This is a genomic window from Cytobacillus kochii (assembly GCF_044790165.1).
In the GTDB taxonomy this organism is placed as follows: domain Bacteria; phylum Bacillota; class Bacilli; order Bacillales; family Cytobacillaceae; genus Cytobacillus; species Cytobacillus kochii.
The window spans coordinates 643,008-657,391 of the sequence record NZ_CP085254.1 but is presented as its reverse complement, the minus strand read 5'-3'; the positions used below and the strand labels follow the sequence as shown (position 1 = coordinate 657,391).

Sequence of the window (14,384 nt, the reverse complement as noted above, 5' to 3'; positions counted from 1 at the left end):
TTCAAAATATATTGAATAAATAATTCTAAAAATATAGAATGTAGACAATCTACTTATCCATTATAGGAAAGGAGCCAATTCATGTTACATACGCAGTCATTTAAAATATTATGGTTAGGAAATTTAATCTCTGAATTTGGTGGGGCCATCGGGGGAATTATGAATGGTTTATTACTCTATGAGCTGACAGGTTCAAAGGAATGGATGGCAACCATGTGGCTCTGCTATTTCCTACCTTCACTCTTTATTCAAAGCTTGAGTGTCCCGTTTTTAAACAATATCAATAAAGAAAAAATGTTATTTGTCATCCAACTCTTCCGCTCAGCTGTCTATCTTTTACCCTTATTAGGAAGCATAGTAGGCATAAACAATATAACCATAGTAGTACTTGTCATTCTGCAATGTACAATCGGTATATTGCAACCAATTTATGCTAGTATCTCATTCGCTTTAATACCCATATATTGTGAAGATAACAAGCTTGTCTCAGCCAATAGTTCGCTCGATGCAACGATAAGATTAATGAGCTTTATCGCACCAGGAATCGCTTCTTTTTTCTTACTTGTCTTCCCTCTACACTTTCTTTATCTACTCACAACATTGCTCTTTCTTCTCAGCGCTTTTACAATACACCATTTGCCATCCACAACAACAAGATCTTCAGTTAACAAAAATAAAAAAAGTTGGCGCACAGCATTCGTAGCAGGCTATCAAACCTTCTTTTCTTATCCTCCATTATGGAAGTTAACCCTTCTCTCTTCAGCGGTGCAGTTTGCTGTAGGAGCAACAATGGTGATAAAGATTCCATTTTTTCGTGAAGAATTAGGCGGCACTTCCTGGGAGTATGCCCTATTTGCCGCTGCTTTTCCACTTGGTTATGTACTAGGTACATTCTTGTTAGCGAAGTTGCCTAAGAACAATGTAACACTTTATCTCGGGTTGTTTGGGGGCGGACTTTCTTTTATGCTATTGTCTCTCACACCATCCATAACCTTTGCATTGGTTTCCGAGCTACTTGGCGGCTTACTATTTCCATTATTCAACGCACAGAGTGTAGCCATTTTCCAAAGAGCGGCTCCTAGGGATCAATTAGTAGAATTAAGTGCCATCCGCCTCCTCTTTTTAAGAATAACGATGCCTTTAGGGATTTTATTTGCCTCTTTGCCATTACCAACGAGGGACATCTACCTTTATATCGCTGGGCTCATTATCTTTTTAGCGATCGTTTCCTTCTTTAAGGGGGCTCGTGTTTCTAGCAAACACCTTACAACTTAAGCTTTTTTCAAATTTATAAATCACTTGCCTTGCTCCAAAACGATCAATATAACAATCAATAGTGAAACCAAGTTTTTCTAAAAGTTGACACGACCGCTTGTTAGCTACTTGTGTTTCAGCGACAACCTTTTGCTCGTTAAGATTAGAAAAAGCAAACACCAACACTTCATGGATGGTCTCTCTTGCATACCCTTTCCCCCAACCATCAGGGAAAAATTGATAAGTGATTTCTATATCCGCCTCACAATGGTGGGGGGTAAGAGCGATGAATCCTAAGTGATGATGCGTATGCTTTTCTGATACGATCCAATAATACGATGATAAGTTCATCAACATATTCTCCATTTGCTCCTTTACTTCTTCAATTGTCCTTATCCCGCCAAGATACTCCCGGACCTCGGCATTACGGTACAATTTCACCATTGTGGGAAGATGCTTCATAGAGAGCGGAGTTAATACACATCTTTCAGTCATCAATGGCATCATTTACTAATCTTTTCAATCATTTCTACACGATTGCCGAACGGATCTCTAAATTCAAAGCGGTCAAAACCTGGAATAGGGACACCCTCTATTAAACTAATGTTTTGCTGCGATAATACTTCCTTCCAAAAGGATAGATTATCTACTTCATAAGCGATATGTGCCTTTGTAGTCGTTCTGTCAAATCCATTTTCAGTGCCAACATGGACGGCACGGTCACCTACTTGTAACCAAAAACCACCTCTCCCTTTCAATGAAGCTGGTTTTTCAATCTCCTTTAATTGCAGAACTTCGCAATAAAACCGCTTGCCTTTTTCTTCTGCTCCTTTTGGAATTGTTAATTGTACATGATGAATCCCTATAATCATAATTTACCTCCTTTATCATTCTTCTCCGAAAGAATAGCACCATTAGGAAAGTTCATTTTTCTTCGTAAAAACGATGAGCTGCTTTTTCGTGACTAGAGTGATTCAAGACAGATATAGTCGGTTCCATGTTTCACCAATTGCATTAGCTTTCCTCCATACCCTTTGAACGAACAGTTGCATCCGTGACGCATTCTGACATTTACACCTGCTTGCCTCAACCTGACCATTCCATCAGTCGTATCCCTTCTTTTATTTAACTTTATATTTCTACTTTTAGAAGAATATTCCTTTCATCTAACGACATAATAAAAAGAATCTTATTACAAAAGGAGCTGTTCAATATGCGTAAAAAAAGAAGAATAGTCATATTACTTTTCATTTTCATCTATATTGGCCTTGTATCAAATGTTAGTGCCCTTACCTTCGACACCTTACCCGTCGAGCAATCCTCTCAACGTTGGTCCGTGGAAATAAGTGAGGGTGTGGACGATAATTCAAAACAGCAATCCAAGTTCGGTCATTATGATACACGGTCTCTAAAAGTTGAAAACATGGGAGAGAACAACCTCATAACTGCTGAAATTTCAATGTACCGAAATGAACCAAAATCCACAACAAAGTATGCCCTACAAGGTTGTCCGGAAGCATTGGATTGCAAGCAAATTTCAGAAGATCAAAAGCATACGCTTGCCGCACAATTAAATAATGGCTCCCCATATAATTTCACAGACTTTATCCTAGCTGAAAAAGCAACAGAACTTGAAGTTGAAATCACCTGGACAGAAAAAGGCAATGAAGGACGTCCACTGAAAGAAAGATTTGTTTTTTCTGAGGAATAAATGAGAAAGAAGGTTATTCTTTGCTAATAAAGAGTAACCTTCTTTAGAAGTAAAATATATGGAAGCACTATTTGATACACTGCCAGGCTGAATCCAAGTATACTGGCTTTTAATTTCGAGGGATGATTGTTTCCTTTTATTTAAATCAGTGCTTTTGTACGCCTTGTTTATACGAGTTATACTAGGGGGTATTTCTAGCTCATGATACCAATCGGTATTATACATACTCGAAAAAAGTGAGCGTGCTATAAAATCAAAGAAGTAGAAAAGTAATCGCTAGTATATGTAACAAAATGAATTACTTACTCCATATCCGCTCGACACTATATCCATCCTTCTTTTCACTTAATCTATAAACATCAGGATTCGATAATTCTTTCCATTCGTCAAACCCGAATGAAGCATGATACTGTTTTAGTAGTAGAGAAATAATATTTCCGTGGGCTACGATGATTGTGTGCTCGGCCTCACTGCTTCGGATTTCCTCTACGACTTGAGAGATTCGGTCCATCGCTTGTCTGCTTGATTCACCACCAGCAAAATATAAATCTAAATCATCGAAAGTGGCCTTTAACTTATCTTGCCAATCATCTAAGCTTGTTGTACTCAGCACACGTTCGGATAAACGTTTATCCACTTCCACTGTAATGCCGATTTTTTCGGCTAACGGTTCAATCGTTTGTGTCGCACGTAAAAATGGACTAGAGAGGATACGATCAATTGGCCTGTCTTGAAAGAATGCCTCTAACTCTTCGGCTTGTTGCTGACCCCTTGTGGTTAGTTCAGCATCCGGTGCTTGTCCGGTTGCTTGGCAATGTCTGACGATATAGATTTCTTTCACTTTATTACCCCCCGATTACTTTTGTCATCTTCACAATTTCTTGCGAATATCCGATATGTTCGTAAAATTGGACGGCACGTTGATTGTCGGAAAACACATCTAGAACGAGGACTTTGATTCCTCTTTCTTTTGCCCAAGTTTCTGCAAAACGCATCAACTGCTTACCAACTCCTTTTCCCTCACCTTCAGCAGTGACCGCGATTGCAGATATATACGCTAGCTTTTCTTTTGAAAAATAATCCTCTTCTTCCTTACATTCAATATATCCTAAAAACACACCTTCTCCTTCTGCGACAAATATATTATCACTATTCTCATCAATGGAGGCCTGTGCCATTTCCAACTGTTTTTGCTGCATCTGCTCGGAATCACGGTGTGCTAGAAAAGGAATCTCACTCAAACGAGATGATAATTGCAAGATTCTTTGTTTATCTTGTTGATTGTACGCCCTTATATTCATACTGTCCTCCTGTTCATATATTCCTCCTGTAATAGACCCATATGGATCATATCAAACCATTTGCCTTCTCTAAATAAACATTGCCTCACACGACCTTCTTCAATAAACCCTAATTTTTCGTATACATGCTGCGCTCTCTTATTTAATGAAAATACCCTCAATGAAAGGCGGTGAAGATTTAACTCCATAAAAGTATATTCTAAGAGGATTTGAACGGCGCTCGTACCAACACCTTTACCCCATTCATTTTTTTCACCAATATCGATAATGAGTTCAGCATTGCGATTTTTCATGTCCATATTTACTAATGAGATGATGCCGATTGGACGTTGATGACTCTTCTCCTCAATGATATAGCATTTAGAATCCGTCGCCCCTAGAATGACTGTCTCAATGAACTCCTTTGTTTCTTCATATGTATATCTATCTAAATCTAAACTCGTAAAAGTCATCACATCTAAATCATTTCGCCATTTATGATAAATGGGTATATCATCCACAGTCATCTTTCTTAAATATAAATGTTCATTTGCAAGCATTCCTTATCACACCTTTCATCCTTGACTTTGTTCAAGTATACCGTAACATTAAATATTTTTACTATAAATTACTTTTCTGGAAACAAAAAAAGACAAAGACGTTTTGAAAACGCCCTTGCCCCACTATTTAATATACATAATCCGGATAATCAGTAATAATGCCATCCACTTTCATTTCTTTTAAGAATTGTGCTGCTTCAGGTGTACGAACAGTCCAGGACTGGATTTTCATTTTGTTTTTTCTCACCTTTTTGACGAGTTCTTCATTCACAAGACCGATACTCGGGTTAAAATAATCAGCATATTTCCGAAATGCTTTGAGCGCTTCATCACTAACATCGTTAGGAGAGGAAGTTAATACGCCAATAGGCATTCTTGGTAATAATTTATTTGCCAGTTTCATAGATTCGAAGTTAAAGGATTGGACAATCACTTCTTCTCTTTTCGGTTTATCCATCTTCCGTTTCTTTAATGCTTTCGTCATTTGCTTCTCGATACCAGGATATAACTCGGGCGCTTTCAGTTCAATGAGAATACCGATTTTTCCTTTATAACGATCGAGGACTTCATCGAAACTAGGAATTTTCTCTCCTGCAAATTCCTCCCCTTTCCAGCTACCAGCATCTAGTTGTCTTAACTCCTTAAAGTCGAGGTCACCTACTTTGCCAGTTCCATCAGTTGTGCGGTCGACTGTCGTATCATGTAAAATGACTAACTTGCCATCCTTACTTCTTTGCACATCAATCTCAATATAATCTGCACCCATCGCAACTGCTAAATCAAATGCTGCGATTGTATTTTCTGGTGCATAGCCCGAAGCTCCCCGATGCGCTACGTTCGCAATTTCTTTTTCTTTCCTACTTGCCTCAGCCTCACTAAAAGGCAAAGTCACAAAGATCACTGTCGCTAGTAAACAGAAAAGTAATACTTTCTTCAAATTCCCCAACTCCTTTATTTTATCTTTCGAATCAAATGATAAAGGAGGAACTTGAAGAGAATATAAAAAGGGTGTGTAGAAGATATAATATTAAAGTAAAAATATTCAGTCTTATTTACTTATAATTTTTTACAAAGAGAGTAAGTAAAAATACATAGAACGGAGAAAAGGAGAAGTCTTTCACCCCTAAAAGGCAGCTTCCCATCATTCTCCGTATCATCTAATCAATCCAATAACCTTCTTCTTAACTTCTCTATAACCTCGCTCTCAACTGAGCATTCCTTCATAAGATAGTCCTCGATTGCATCATATTTAGAAAATATGGCTTTATAGGCTTGTTCAAGATAGGCTTCTCGTACTTCAAGCACTGGTTGAATATCTGTTTCCTTCAAACGGAAGAGGCTAGCTATCTTTAGTGCTTTTGCGGTTTTTTTCATTCTGGGCGCAATCAATTCATTGGATTGAAGGTATTCTTTCATGACCATATCGTATGGAACATCCGCTGTTAATTGAATTAACGATGACATAAAACCTGTCCGGTCTTTACCTCCTGTACAATGAATAAGCAGTGGAGCGTGCTCCTTTTCCACTATCAGGTCAAAGATTTGTTTAATTTCCCTTTGGCAACCGAACGCCATATGCTGATACATTTTAAGCATCAACTCTTCAAAGTTCATATGCCTCGCACCGGTTAGTAAAAATTTAAGCATCCCTTTTCGCGTTAATTCCCAACTAGGGTCTTGAATAGGAATTTTCACTACTGAGAGATGTTGTTCTTCATGAATTTTCGCTCGCTTTGATTCTCCTTCTGACACCGTTCTTAAGTCACAGATTGTTTTTATATTCAACTTTCGAAAAAGATTCATATCCGCTTCAGTCAAACGAGACAGTTCATCTGATCGGTAAAGCAGACCTGATTTCATTCTTAGTCCGTTGCTCGTAACAAGTCCTCCGATATCTCTGAAGTTATATACCCCTTCTAGTCGTTCCCATTCCATCGTCGTCATCAATTGTTCTCCTAACTACACTTTTAATAATTCATTTTAACATCTTGAAGTTTAAGAAAACAAAAAAAACCGACTGTAAGCCGGCTTCTCCTCAAATCACTCTTTATCTTTTATTTGCAAGTAATCACTATTATTGATTGAAATGGTGTATTTACCATCGCCATACTTAAGCATGGCTTTCTCTACTCTCTGTTGTTCATCATATTCATCCTGTTTTTCTGTAAAAACGATATTATTTGGTTCTTTTTCAGAGTTAAGGTCACCAACATCTGATATAACAAGCTCGGCATTACTGTTTTTACTCATGTACACATTCACTGCAGAACTGTTATTCACGTCCCAATCTGCTGTTAGTTGACGAGGCTTCATCGTAATTTCGTTATAATTCCCGTCAATTTCTAGTGTCACATCTTGTGGAATCACGAGTGTCGGATCCAAAGTACTATAATTTTGAAACATTGCGATTGACTCACGTGGTAGTTCCTTAAATGCAATGTATAAGGTATCTCCCTTTACAGTAGTTGTCATATAATCTTCAACATCCGTAATTAATGGTTTTTTCTCTAATTGGGTGGCAGTGTACGTACCAAATACAGACAGTTCCTTTCCTGTCGATCCTTCCACACTTATACCAGTTGAGCCTGAATCAACAACGACTCTTTTCACATCATTATTCATAGCAAAATCGAATGTTGGTAAATCACCTGTCCTATGTTCAAGGTCCATATTGGCACTCACTTTATCAACAATACCTGTCATACTAAGAAGTGCAATGGTAATACCAACTGTTCCTAACACACCCACAAAGAAAATGCTAAAGATATCATACTTTAAGTAAGGCTTTTCTTGTTTTGAGAAGAATAAATATAGCAAGATTTCGCCGCCTAAAATAACAAATATAATCGGCCACCATGAAATAAGTATACTCGAGACATCCAACTTAAATATTTGTGAAAGAAGCAAATATACGCCTAAAAATAAAAGTGATGCCCCCATTGAAAAGGTTCCTACTCTCCATGTCCTCATTTTTTCTTCACCCCTTCTTCATTTTTTTCTTTTCTTTTGTTCCAGATAAGAGCTTTAACCCGCCACCAATTAAAACGATACATACAATAGCTGTTTGGAAATAGCGATTAAACCAGTACCAGACGTCAATATTCAACACTTCAATAATACTTGGTGCAAAAGCCGGCAATAAGACATTTGTTGTCAAATAATACAAACCAACTACAACCAGCCCTATGCCTAACCATTTTTGATGATTTTCAAAATAAGAAACAATCGGTACATCTTCTAACTCTTCTTCTCCATAGCGTGAGGATTTTTGTAAACCGTCGAAAAAGCTATAAAACCATATAATTGGTATGAGAAACAGGAAAATCCCTAAACGCAGAACGTCCAAAATATAGATAGAGAAAAGAAATGCAGCCATTAATTGAATCCCTCTTCGCTGTAGTCCTAAATACAAATGACCTGCTCCCGGGAAAATAGATAAGAAAGTAGCAAGTCCTTTGCTTTTACGGCCCTCTTCTCTTCCTCTTTCTATATCTTCTAATAAAGTTCTGTCTACGAGCTCTTCCCCTTTTTGCTTTTTATTTAATTGTTGAATCGCATCAAAGAAACTGTATACCCATATTACTGGGAATAGTAAAAGAAAGACCATAAATTCTCCACGATCAGTTAAAAAAGCGACAAACAAAACCATAATACAGAAACCAAGTGAAGCCGTTAGTAAGGTAATCCCTCTATTCATTAATCCCAAATGAAAATGTCCCACTCCTGGAATAAAAGATAAAAGAATAGTACGGAACCGTTCATAATCCAGTTCTTCTCCGACTTTAGAGGACGGGTCTTGTTTATTCTTTAGCAACTTTGAAGCCATAATAGCTGTATCGACGAGATTAATAATATAAAGAATGACACCAGCAAAGACAACAAGTATAATTTCGCCTCCTACCCCAACCGAAAGCATGAAAAACGTAAAGGCAATAAGGGCAAATTCACCTATTAGATAGGCCAACCCGCGGAGGAATACGCCTAAATATAAAAGACCTCCTCCAGGAAAAAAACCTAATAAGAATGCCAATAAAGGGTTTTTCATTTTTTATCCTCCTCCTTCTTTGTATCCATCCAAGCAAATGTTTTATCCATAATTCCTTCTGTTATAGATGCTTTATCCTCTTTAAACTGTTTGCTCTCCACATCACCAGCATATTGTGTGAGCGTTTGGAAAAAGCCCGTTGACATAAGTATTAAAGTCATCGCTGCCGCTATCCCATAATGAAAAATTGTTTTTTTATAGAACGCTGTGGCTTTGCGAGAGAAATTTTCATTCTTTGTATCTTGTTTATTATTTTCATTTGGCAATTGGGCCATAATGTTGTCGGTAAAAGCTGTTCCATCTATAATATCTGGGAGTTCCTCTGCCTCAATTGCCGTCAGATAGACCTCCAAGCATTGATCACAGGTATAGAGGTGGTCCTCATAAAGAATTTTATCTTCACCATCTAATTCATTCTTCACATATTTCGTCCATTGTTCATAACTGTAATGTTTCATGAAAAATCGTCCTCCTTCCAATGCTTTTTCATCCATTGACGTGCTCGGTATAATTTTGTTTCGATGGTCTTCACCTGCACATTTTGCTCATCTGCTATTTGTTGATAGGTTTTTTCGTTTATATAAAAATCATAAATGACATGTCGATAGCCTTCTGGCAATTGATGGATACGTTGTCTTACTAACTCTACCGTTTCTTTCCTAAGGAACTTTGTTTCAATATTACCATGTGAAGATTCCCTTCTATCAAAATCAATCACATCCATTATGTCTTCACGCTGTCGTTCTTTTTTTCTTTTCATATCAATGGCGTGATTGACGGCGATTCGTTTCATCCATGTTTTAAAACCTTGATCCTCATATTGGGGGAGAGAGTGATAGATTTTCAAAAACACTTCTTGTGCGGCATCTTCAGCAGCATTCCGATCACGTAATACCGCAAACGTAACTTTAAAAAGTTCATTGCGATATTTTTCGACAAGTAATCGGAAAGCATGGTCGTTGCCATCTAATATTTTTTGGATAAGAACTTGGTCGCTAATGTCACTCTCCCCCTTTCCTTTTTAGCTTCCATCATAATAGACGTTAAACAATCATCTTTCCCCTACACAAAAGATAAAAATATTTTCACTAGCTTTATTCAAGCAAAAATTAGCCTGCTTGACTATACTTATATTTTGCAAAATAATGGGTTCTAGACATTTTCAATCATGAATATCACTTTATCTTCATATTCTTAACTATGGGGTGAGAACAGCATGAGAGTAGCTTATACAAGTTCCGACGTAGATTTAATGGCAAGGATGATGAGAGCCGAAGCTGAGGGTGAAGGAAAGCAAGGAATGTTATACGTAGGCAATGTAATCGTTAATCGTGCAATCGCTGACTGTCTTGACTTTAAAGATATTCGAACAATCGAGGATGTCATTTATCATGTGCAAGGTGGTAATTATTCATTCGAAGCCGTGCAGAAGGGGAACCTCTTTTACAACAGAGCAAGGAGCACAGAAAAAAGACTCGCCGAGAAAAATTTGAAATATTGGCGTGAACACCCTGCTAAATATGCACTCTGGTATTTCAATCCATATGCTCCCTGCCCGCCTACTTGGTATAATCAACCTTTTGCTGGCCAGTTTAAAAATCACTGCTATTATGAGCCAATCGCTAACACATGTGACAGTGTTTATGTGTAAAAGAGAACAACAAAGAACATCCCAAAAAGGGGTGTTTTTTGTTGTTTGTTTAAGTTCGTTGATTTATTTACGAAAGAATCGCCATTTATAACCCTTAGGAATTAATTTTTTCGCGTAGATTGAAGCAATGTCTTTATCGAGGGTTTAACTTTTGTTCAAGCTACATTTTTATTTAAAATAGAGAATAGCTATTAGTAATCGAAGAACAGGTATCATCTGGAGAGAAAAAACGTTTGACGGAACTACTAAGAAACAAAAAAACATAACGCCCCTTTCAAAAAAGAAGCCGGTTACTTAATTGTTATTCCTCACCATGAGGATCGCAAAAGTTATTCAATCGAAATACCCAATCCCACCCCTGACTTTTAAACAGTCTAGTTGAATGATGTAATTCTCCTAACGAGAATAATTTTTATAATTTTCTGCCACCCCATCTATCACACTGTTATTTTACACTAAATAGCTTCTTTCATTTTGACAAAGATAGACATTATTTTAATATTTATTTATTATTTTATAGGATATTTTCGCATAGACTAATATGGTAAAATTAGTAATGTTAGAATTTTCTTGATAAGGAGTTTAGCTATGGACTTATTTATTTTATTACTATCTTATCTCATTGGCTCGATACCTACTGCCTTGCTTGTAGGTAAACTTTTCTTTGGCATTGATATTCGTGAATATGGTAGCAACAATCCCGGCGCAACGAATACACTTCGGGTTTTAGGAAAAAGAGCAGGGGTTACTGTTTTAATTATTGATATAGGTAAAGGTGCACTTGCTGCTTCACTCCCCCTGTTACTTCAAACAGGTGGTGATCCACTGATTATTGGTTTGTTTGCAGTTGTTGGGCATTGCTTCCCTATTTTCGCTGGGTTTCGTGGAGGAAAAGCCATTGCTACTACTGCTGGTGTGCTATTGGTCGCGAATATCTGGTTATTTCTAATTGCCTATATCACCTTTGTTGCCGTGGTTTCTATCACAAAATACCTTTACTATGGCTCCATTTCTGTAGGGGTTGCTCTTTTCTTATATGCCACCCTTTCACCACTACAAAAAAATGAATGGATCTTTTTCCTATTTTTATTGTTGCTCATTTATTTACACCGTTCAAATATTCGCAACCATTTACTGCAGAGGGAGCCTAAAATTAATGATAAGAAAATTAAAGATGACCGTCTGCCACCTAAACAAGCTTAAGGAGGTCTGTTATGACTAAACAGTTAGCCAAGTTCATCGCTGATTTAAATCAATTAGACAAGCATCATATCGGCTATTGTGGAGAAAAGGAAGAGGACATTCTGCATGATATACAAGAAATAAAGCCTTATTTTATCACTTATGAATATGAGGGTGAAATTGAAGCTGCAATAGGATTAGATATTGATGAAGCTGACCGGAGTGCCGAAGTATGGGGTCCCTTTGCCAAGAATCATGAGGTAAAAAAAGATTTGTGGAACCAAGTTGTAAACTCCTATGAAAATAAGCTACAGCAATTATCGTTTTTTGTGAACGAAAAGAATAATAGCACCTTACATTTTTTACAATCAATCGATGCCACTCACCAAGGAAATCATGCCATACTCGCAGCAAAGCGAGGGATTTTCCAAAATATCTGTCACAGCTATCATGAGCAGTATCGAAACGATTTTCTGCTACTACACGAAGCAACTTTTCCGCAAACTTATATGTCAGGAGAAGAGATACTAAAACTGTTGGATCAGCATCATAAACTGCTTCTATTGACAGAAAATGGCCAATTACAGGGCTATGTATATCTCGAAGCTGCACCACACTTTGGTGAAGGGCAGATTGAATTCCTTGCTGTATGTCCTGAAGCAAGAAAAAAAGGAAGAGGGCGACAGCTCATTGAGGCTGCGCTCGAAACACTCTTCCAGTATGAAAACATAGATAAAATCACGTTATGCGTATCGCTTGATAATCATCAGGCGATCAAGTTATATCAATCAGCTGGATTTGAGCTGAGTGCACGGTTAAAATTATTCTCTTATCAATTTTAACTGAGTTAAGTCTTTCACTCTTGCAATGCCAGCTAGGGACATGGTGATTCTCGTTTCTTCTATTAAGTTTTCTAATACTTTTTCAACCCCTGCCTGACCGTCAATACCTAAACCATATACAAAAGGTCGACCAATACATACAGCCGCTGCGCCTAATGCCAATGCCTTTACTATATCCGTCCCGCGGCGAATACCACTATCAAATACTACTGGCACTTTTTGATTAGCTGCTTTAACAACGGCAGGCAATGCATCTAGCGCAGCAACTGTTCCATCTAATTGCCTGCCACCATGATTAGAAACAATGAGCCCTGATGCGCCTGCCTCTATTGCACATTGGACATCTTCTGGATGAAGGATACCTTTAATATAGATAGGTAAGGACGTTCTTTTTGCTAATGCTGCAATATGCGACCAATTCATTTCAGGATAATGAATATTATCTAAAACAGATTGAATAATAGATTCATGGTCAGTCTTCTCACCAAGCGCATGCATAAAGGCTGGATCTGATTCGTAATTTGCTTTACCGTAACCCTCTTTTAGCGGAGAAAATTGTGTAGCGACATCCGTTTCTCTCCAGCCTGTCATGATTGTATCAACAGTCACGACAATCGCTTCATAACCTGCGCTTTCAGCTCTCTCTACCATACTGAATGAAACCTCTTCATTCCTCGACCAATAAAGCTGAAACCACTTTGGACTATCTACTGTTGCCGCCTTGATCTCCTCAATCGAGTAGCTAGAGACTGTACTCTGGATAAAAGGAACTCCGATTGTTTTCGCCGCTCTAGCAGTAGCCAACTCCCCTTCTTCATGTGTCAATTTTTGCATGCCGACCGGGGCAATAAAAATGGGGTATGGGTAAGTATGCTCTCCTAATGTCACACTCATATCTATATCTGCTACATTTCTAAGCATTCGAGGTAGAATTGACCATTTTTCGAAAGCTGTTGTATTCTTTCTTAATGTTTCCTCATTACTTGCTGCCGAGCGGACGTATCCATATGCACCCTTAGACATGATTTTTTTTGCTTCTTGTTCTAATGATTGGTATGAAACAGGGAAAACGGCTGGAACCTCAATATTCATCTGTCTATCTCCTTTTGTTAAACTCATTTGCGGCGCCTTTTTTCACATGCGAAGAGTAGGAATAGTGGGATCCTTTGGCATTTTTTCCACTCTTTTTCTGAAGAGAATGATGATTGATCTGGTGTAGCTTCACTAAGATTTATAATATTAAATTGGCAATCTTGCAATATTTTAAAATACTGTTCGATTGTCCGATAAACCTTCACAACTTTTTCATCAATCCACAGCTCTACCCGCTCACCAATTAGAAAGTAATCATCCACTACCCAATTTCCTCGCTTACCTCCACCGCTAATGAAAGCACTTGTAAGGACCGGATGCTGTACACTAAAGACAAATTCGCAACCCGTTCGCAAACTGTTATAAATATTCTCGCAAATTTGTTTGAAATCTTCAAGATAGTGAAGCGTTAATTGTGAAAAGAAATCATAAGTTTCTTTTTTAAAGTCATATGTTTCTAAACTAGCATGAGTTAATTTTACATTAGGAATACCTGCGAGGTTTTTCAGACCAATTCTAACATTTTTTGCGAACCGTCTCTATCCCTGTATAAGATCGAGTAGATGGTGCCAATTTTTTTACTAAAGTGGCGGCACCACACCCAAGTTCAAGCACATCTTTATTGGTCATGTCACCTAGTAAATTCAAAAGGGCTGGCTTTTCTATCATTTCATTAGGGCTTTCTTTACGCATTCTTCTTTTCAAATCATTTTGTGAAAATTCCTCCTTTTCATAAACGGATGATCCCCGATATTCCACTGTATCGC

Annotated in this window: 19 protein-coding genes; 5 read left to right on the top strand and 14 right to left on the bottom strand. The window is 37.8% G+C overall.

Features of this window, described 5'->3' with window-relative positions; translation table 11 throughout:
* The first annotated feature begins 81 nt into the window (after positions 1–81).
* A complete protein-coding gene (locus LG276_RS03565) occupies positions 82–1,275 on the top strand; it encodes an MFS transporter (protein WP_404293518.1) in 1,194 nt (397 codons plus the stop codon).
* Here the strand turns inward: LG276_RS03565 and LG276_RS03560 are convergent.
* Together LG276_RS03560 and LG276_RS03555 are read right to left on the bottom strand one after the other, a co-directional pair.
* The gene (locus LG276_RS03560; protein WP_404293515.1) at positions 1,216–1,749 is read right to left on the bottom strand and encodes a GNAT family N-acetyltransferase; all 534 of its coding nucleotides are present in this window, start codon (positions 1,747–1,749) and stop codon (positions 1,216–1,218) included. The genes LG276_RS03565 and LG276_RS03560 overlap by 60 nt on opposite strands.
* An 8-nt stretch (positions 1,750–1,757) precedes the next feature.
* A complete protein-coding gene (locus tag LG276_RS03555) occupies positions 1,758–2,126 on the bottom strand; it encodes a VOC family protein (RefSeq protein ID WP_404293512.1) in 369 nt (122 codons plus the stop codon).
* A 341-nt stretch (positions 2,127–2,467) separates the two neighbouring features.
* Between LG276_RS03555 and LG276_RS03550 the strand changes: the two genes are divergently transcribed.
* Positions 2,468–2,965: a hypothetical protein gene (locus tag LG276_RS03550; protein ID WP_224938967.1), complete on the top strand. Its 498-nt coding sequence runs from the start codon at positions 2,468–2,470 to the stop codon at positions 2,963–2,965.
* 298 nt (positions 2,966–3,263) lie between these two features.
* On the opposite strand, the gene LG276_RS03545 is transcribed toward LG276_RS03550, so the two are convergent.
* From LG276_RS03545 to LG276_RS03505, 9 genes are all read right to left on the bottom strand, one after another.
* A complete protein-coding gene (locus LG276_RS03545) occupies positions 3,264–3,806 on the bottom strand; it encodes a histidine phosphatase family protein (RefSeq protein WP_404293509.1) in 543 nt (180 codons plus the stop codon).
* A 4-nt stretch (positions 3,807–3,810) separates the two neighbouring features.
* Positions 3,811–4,266: a GNAT family N-acetyltransferase gene (locus LG276_RS03540; RefSeq protein ID WP_289432829.1), complete on the bottom strand. Its 456-nt coding sequence runs from the start codon at positions 4,264–4,266 to the stop codon at positions 3,811–3,813.
* Positions 4,263–4,805 carry a GNAT family N-acetyltransferase gene (locus LG276_RS03535; protein ID WP_404293506.1) on the bottom strand — a complete coding sequence of 181 codons (543 nt, stop codon included), beginning with the start codon at positions 4,803–4,805 and terminating at the stop codon, positions 4,263–4,265. Before LG276_RS03535 ends, LG276_RS03540 begins: the two co-directional genes overlap by 4 nt.
* A 127-nt stretch (positions 4,806–4,932) precedes the next feature.
* A complete protein-coding gene (locus LG276_RS03530) occupies positions 4,933–5,742 on the bottom strand; it encodes a glycerophosphodiester phosphodiesterase (protein WP_404293503.1) in 810 nt (269 codons plus the stop codon).
* A gap of 224 nt (positions 5,743–5,966) precedes the next feature.
* A complete protein-coding gene (locus tag LG276_RS03525) occupies positions 5,967–6,749 on the bottom strand; it encodes a tyrosine-protein phosphatase (protein WP_404293501.1) in 783 nt (260 codons plus the stop codon).
* Positions 6,750–6,845: 96 nt separating this feature from the next.
* Positions 6,846–7,775: a hypothetical protein gene (locus LG276_RS03520; RefSeq protein WP_404293499.1), complete on the bottom strand. Its 930-nt coding sequence runs from the start codon at positions 7,773–7,775 to the stop codon at positions 6,846–6,848.
* Between the two features lie 7 nt (positions 7,776–7,782).
* Positions 7,783–8,850: a hypothetical protein gene (locus LG276_RS03515; RefSeq protein ID WP_224938973.1), complete on the bottom strand. Its 1,068-nt coding sequence runs from the start codon at positions 8,848–8,850 to the stop codon at positions 7,783–7,785.
* Positions 8,847–9,308: a hypothetical protein gene (locus tag LG276_RS03510; protein ID WP_095370655.1), complete on the bottom strand. Its 462-nt coding sequence runs from the start codon at positions 9,306–9,308 to the stop codon at positions 8,847–8,849. Before LG276_RS03510 ends, LG276_RS03515 begins: the two co-directional genes overlap by 4 nt.
* Positions 9,305–9,850 (bottom strand): RNA polymerase sigma factor, encoded by a 546-nt coding sequence (locus LG276_RS03505; RefSeq protein ID WP_404294375.1) that lies wholly within the window; start codon positions 9,848–9,850, stop codon positions 9,305–9,307. The genes LG276_RS03510 and LG276_RS03505 overlap by 4 nt, the downstream gene beginning before the upstream one ends.
* Before the next feature lie 216 nt (positions 9,851–10,066).
* Between LG276_RS03505 and LG276_RS03500 the strand changes: the two genes are divergently transcribed.
* The 3 genes from LG276_RS03500 to LG276_RS03490 all read left to right on the top strand — a co-directional run bounded on the left by LG276_RS03500 (position 10,067) and on the right by LG276_RS03490 (position 12,525).
* Positions 10,067–10,501 (top strand): cell wall hydrolase, encoded by a 435-nt coding sequence (locus tag LG276_RS03500; RefSeq protein WP_404293496.1) that lies wholly within the window; start codon positions 10,067–10,069, stop codon positions 10,499–10,501.
* 588 nt (positions 10,502–11,089) lie between these two features.
* Positions 11,090–11,704: a glycerol-3-phosphate 1-O-acyltransferase PlsY gene (gene plsY, locus LG276_RS03495; protein ID WP_095370658.1), complete on the top strand. Its 615-nt coding sequence runs from the start codon at positions 11,090–11,092 to the stop codon at positions 11,702–11,704.
* A gap of 11 nt (positions 11,705–11,715) precedes the next feature.
* A complete protein-coding gene (locus LG276_RS03490) occupies positions 11,716–12,525 on the top strand; it encodes a GNAT family N-acetyltransferase (protein WP_404293493.1) in 810 nt (269 codons plus the stop codon).
* Here LG276_RS03490 and LG276_RS03485 read toward each other — a convergent pair.
* The 3 genes from LG276_RS03485 to LG276_RS03475 all read right to left on the bottom strand — a co-directional run bounded on the left by LG276_RS03485 (position 12,505) and on the right by LG276_RS03475 (position 14,376).
* A complete protein-coding gene (locus tag LG276_RS03485; protein WP_404293490.1) occupies positions 12,505–13,617 on the bottom strand; it encodes an alpha-hydroxy-acid oxidizing protein in 1,113 nt (370 codons plus the stop codon). The genes LG276_RS03490 and LG276_RS03485 overlap by 21 nt on opposite strands.
* 23 nt (positions 13,618–13,640) lie before the next feature.
* Positions 13,641–13,880 (bottom strand): SAM-dependent methyltransferase, encoded by a 240-nt coding sequence (locus LG276_RS03480; RefSeq protein ID WP_404293487.1) that lies wholly within the window; start codon positions 13,878–13,880, stop codon positions 13,641–13,643.
* Between the two features lie 253 nt (positions 13,881–14,133).
* On the bottom strand, positions 14,134–14,376 hold the full coding sequence (locus LG276_RS03475; protein WP_404293485.1) for a hypothetical protein: 243 nt from the start codon (positions 14,374–14,376) through the stop codon (positions 14,134–14,136).
* Positions 14,377–14,384 lie beyond the last annotated feature (8 nt).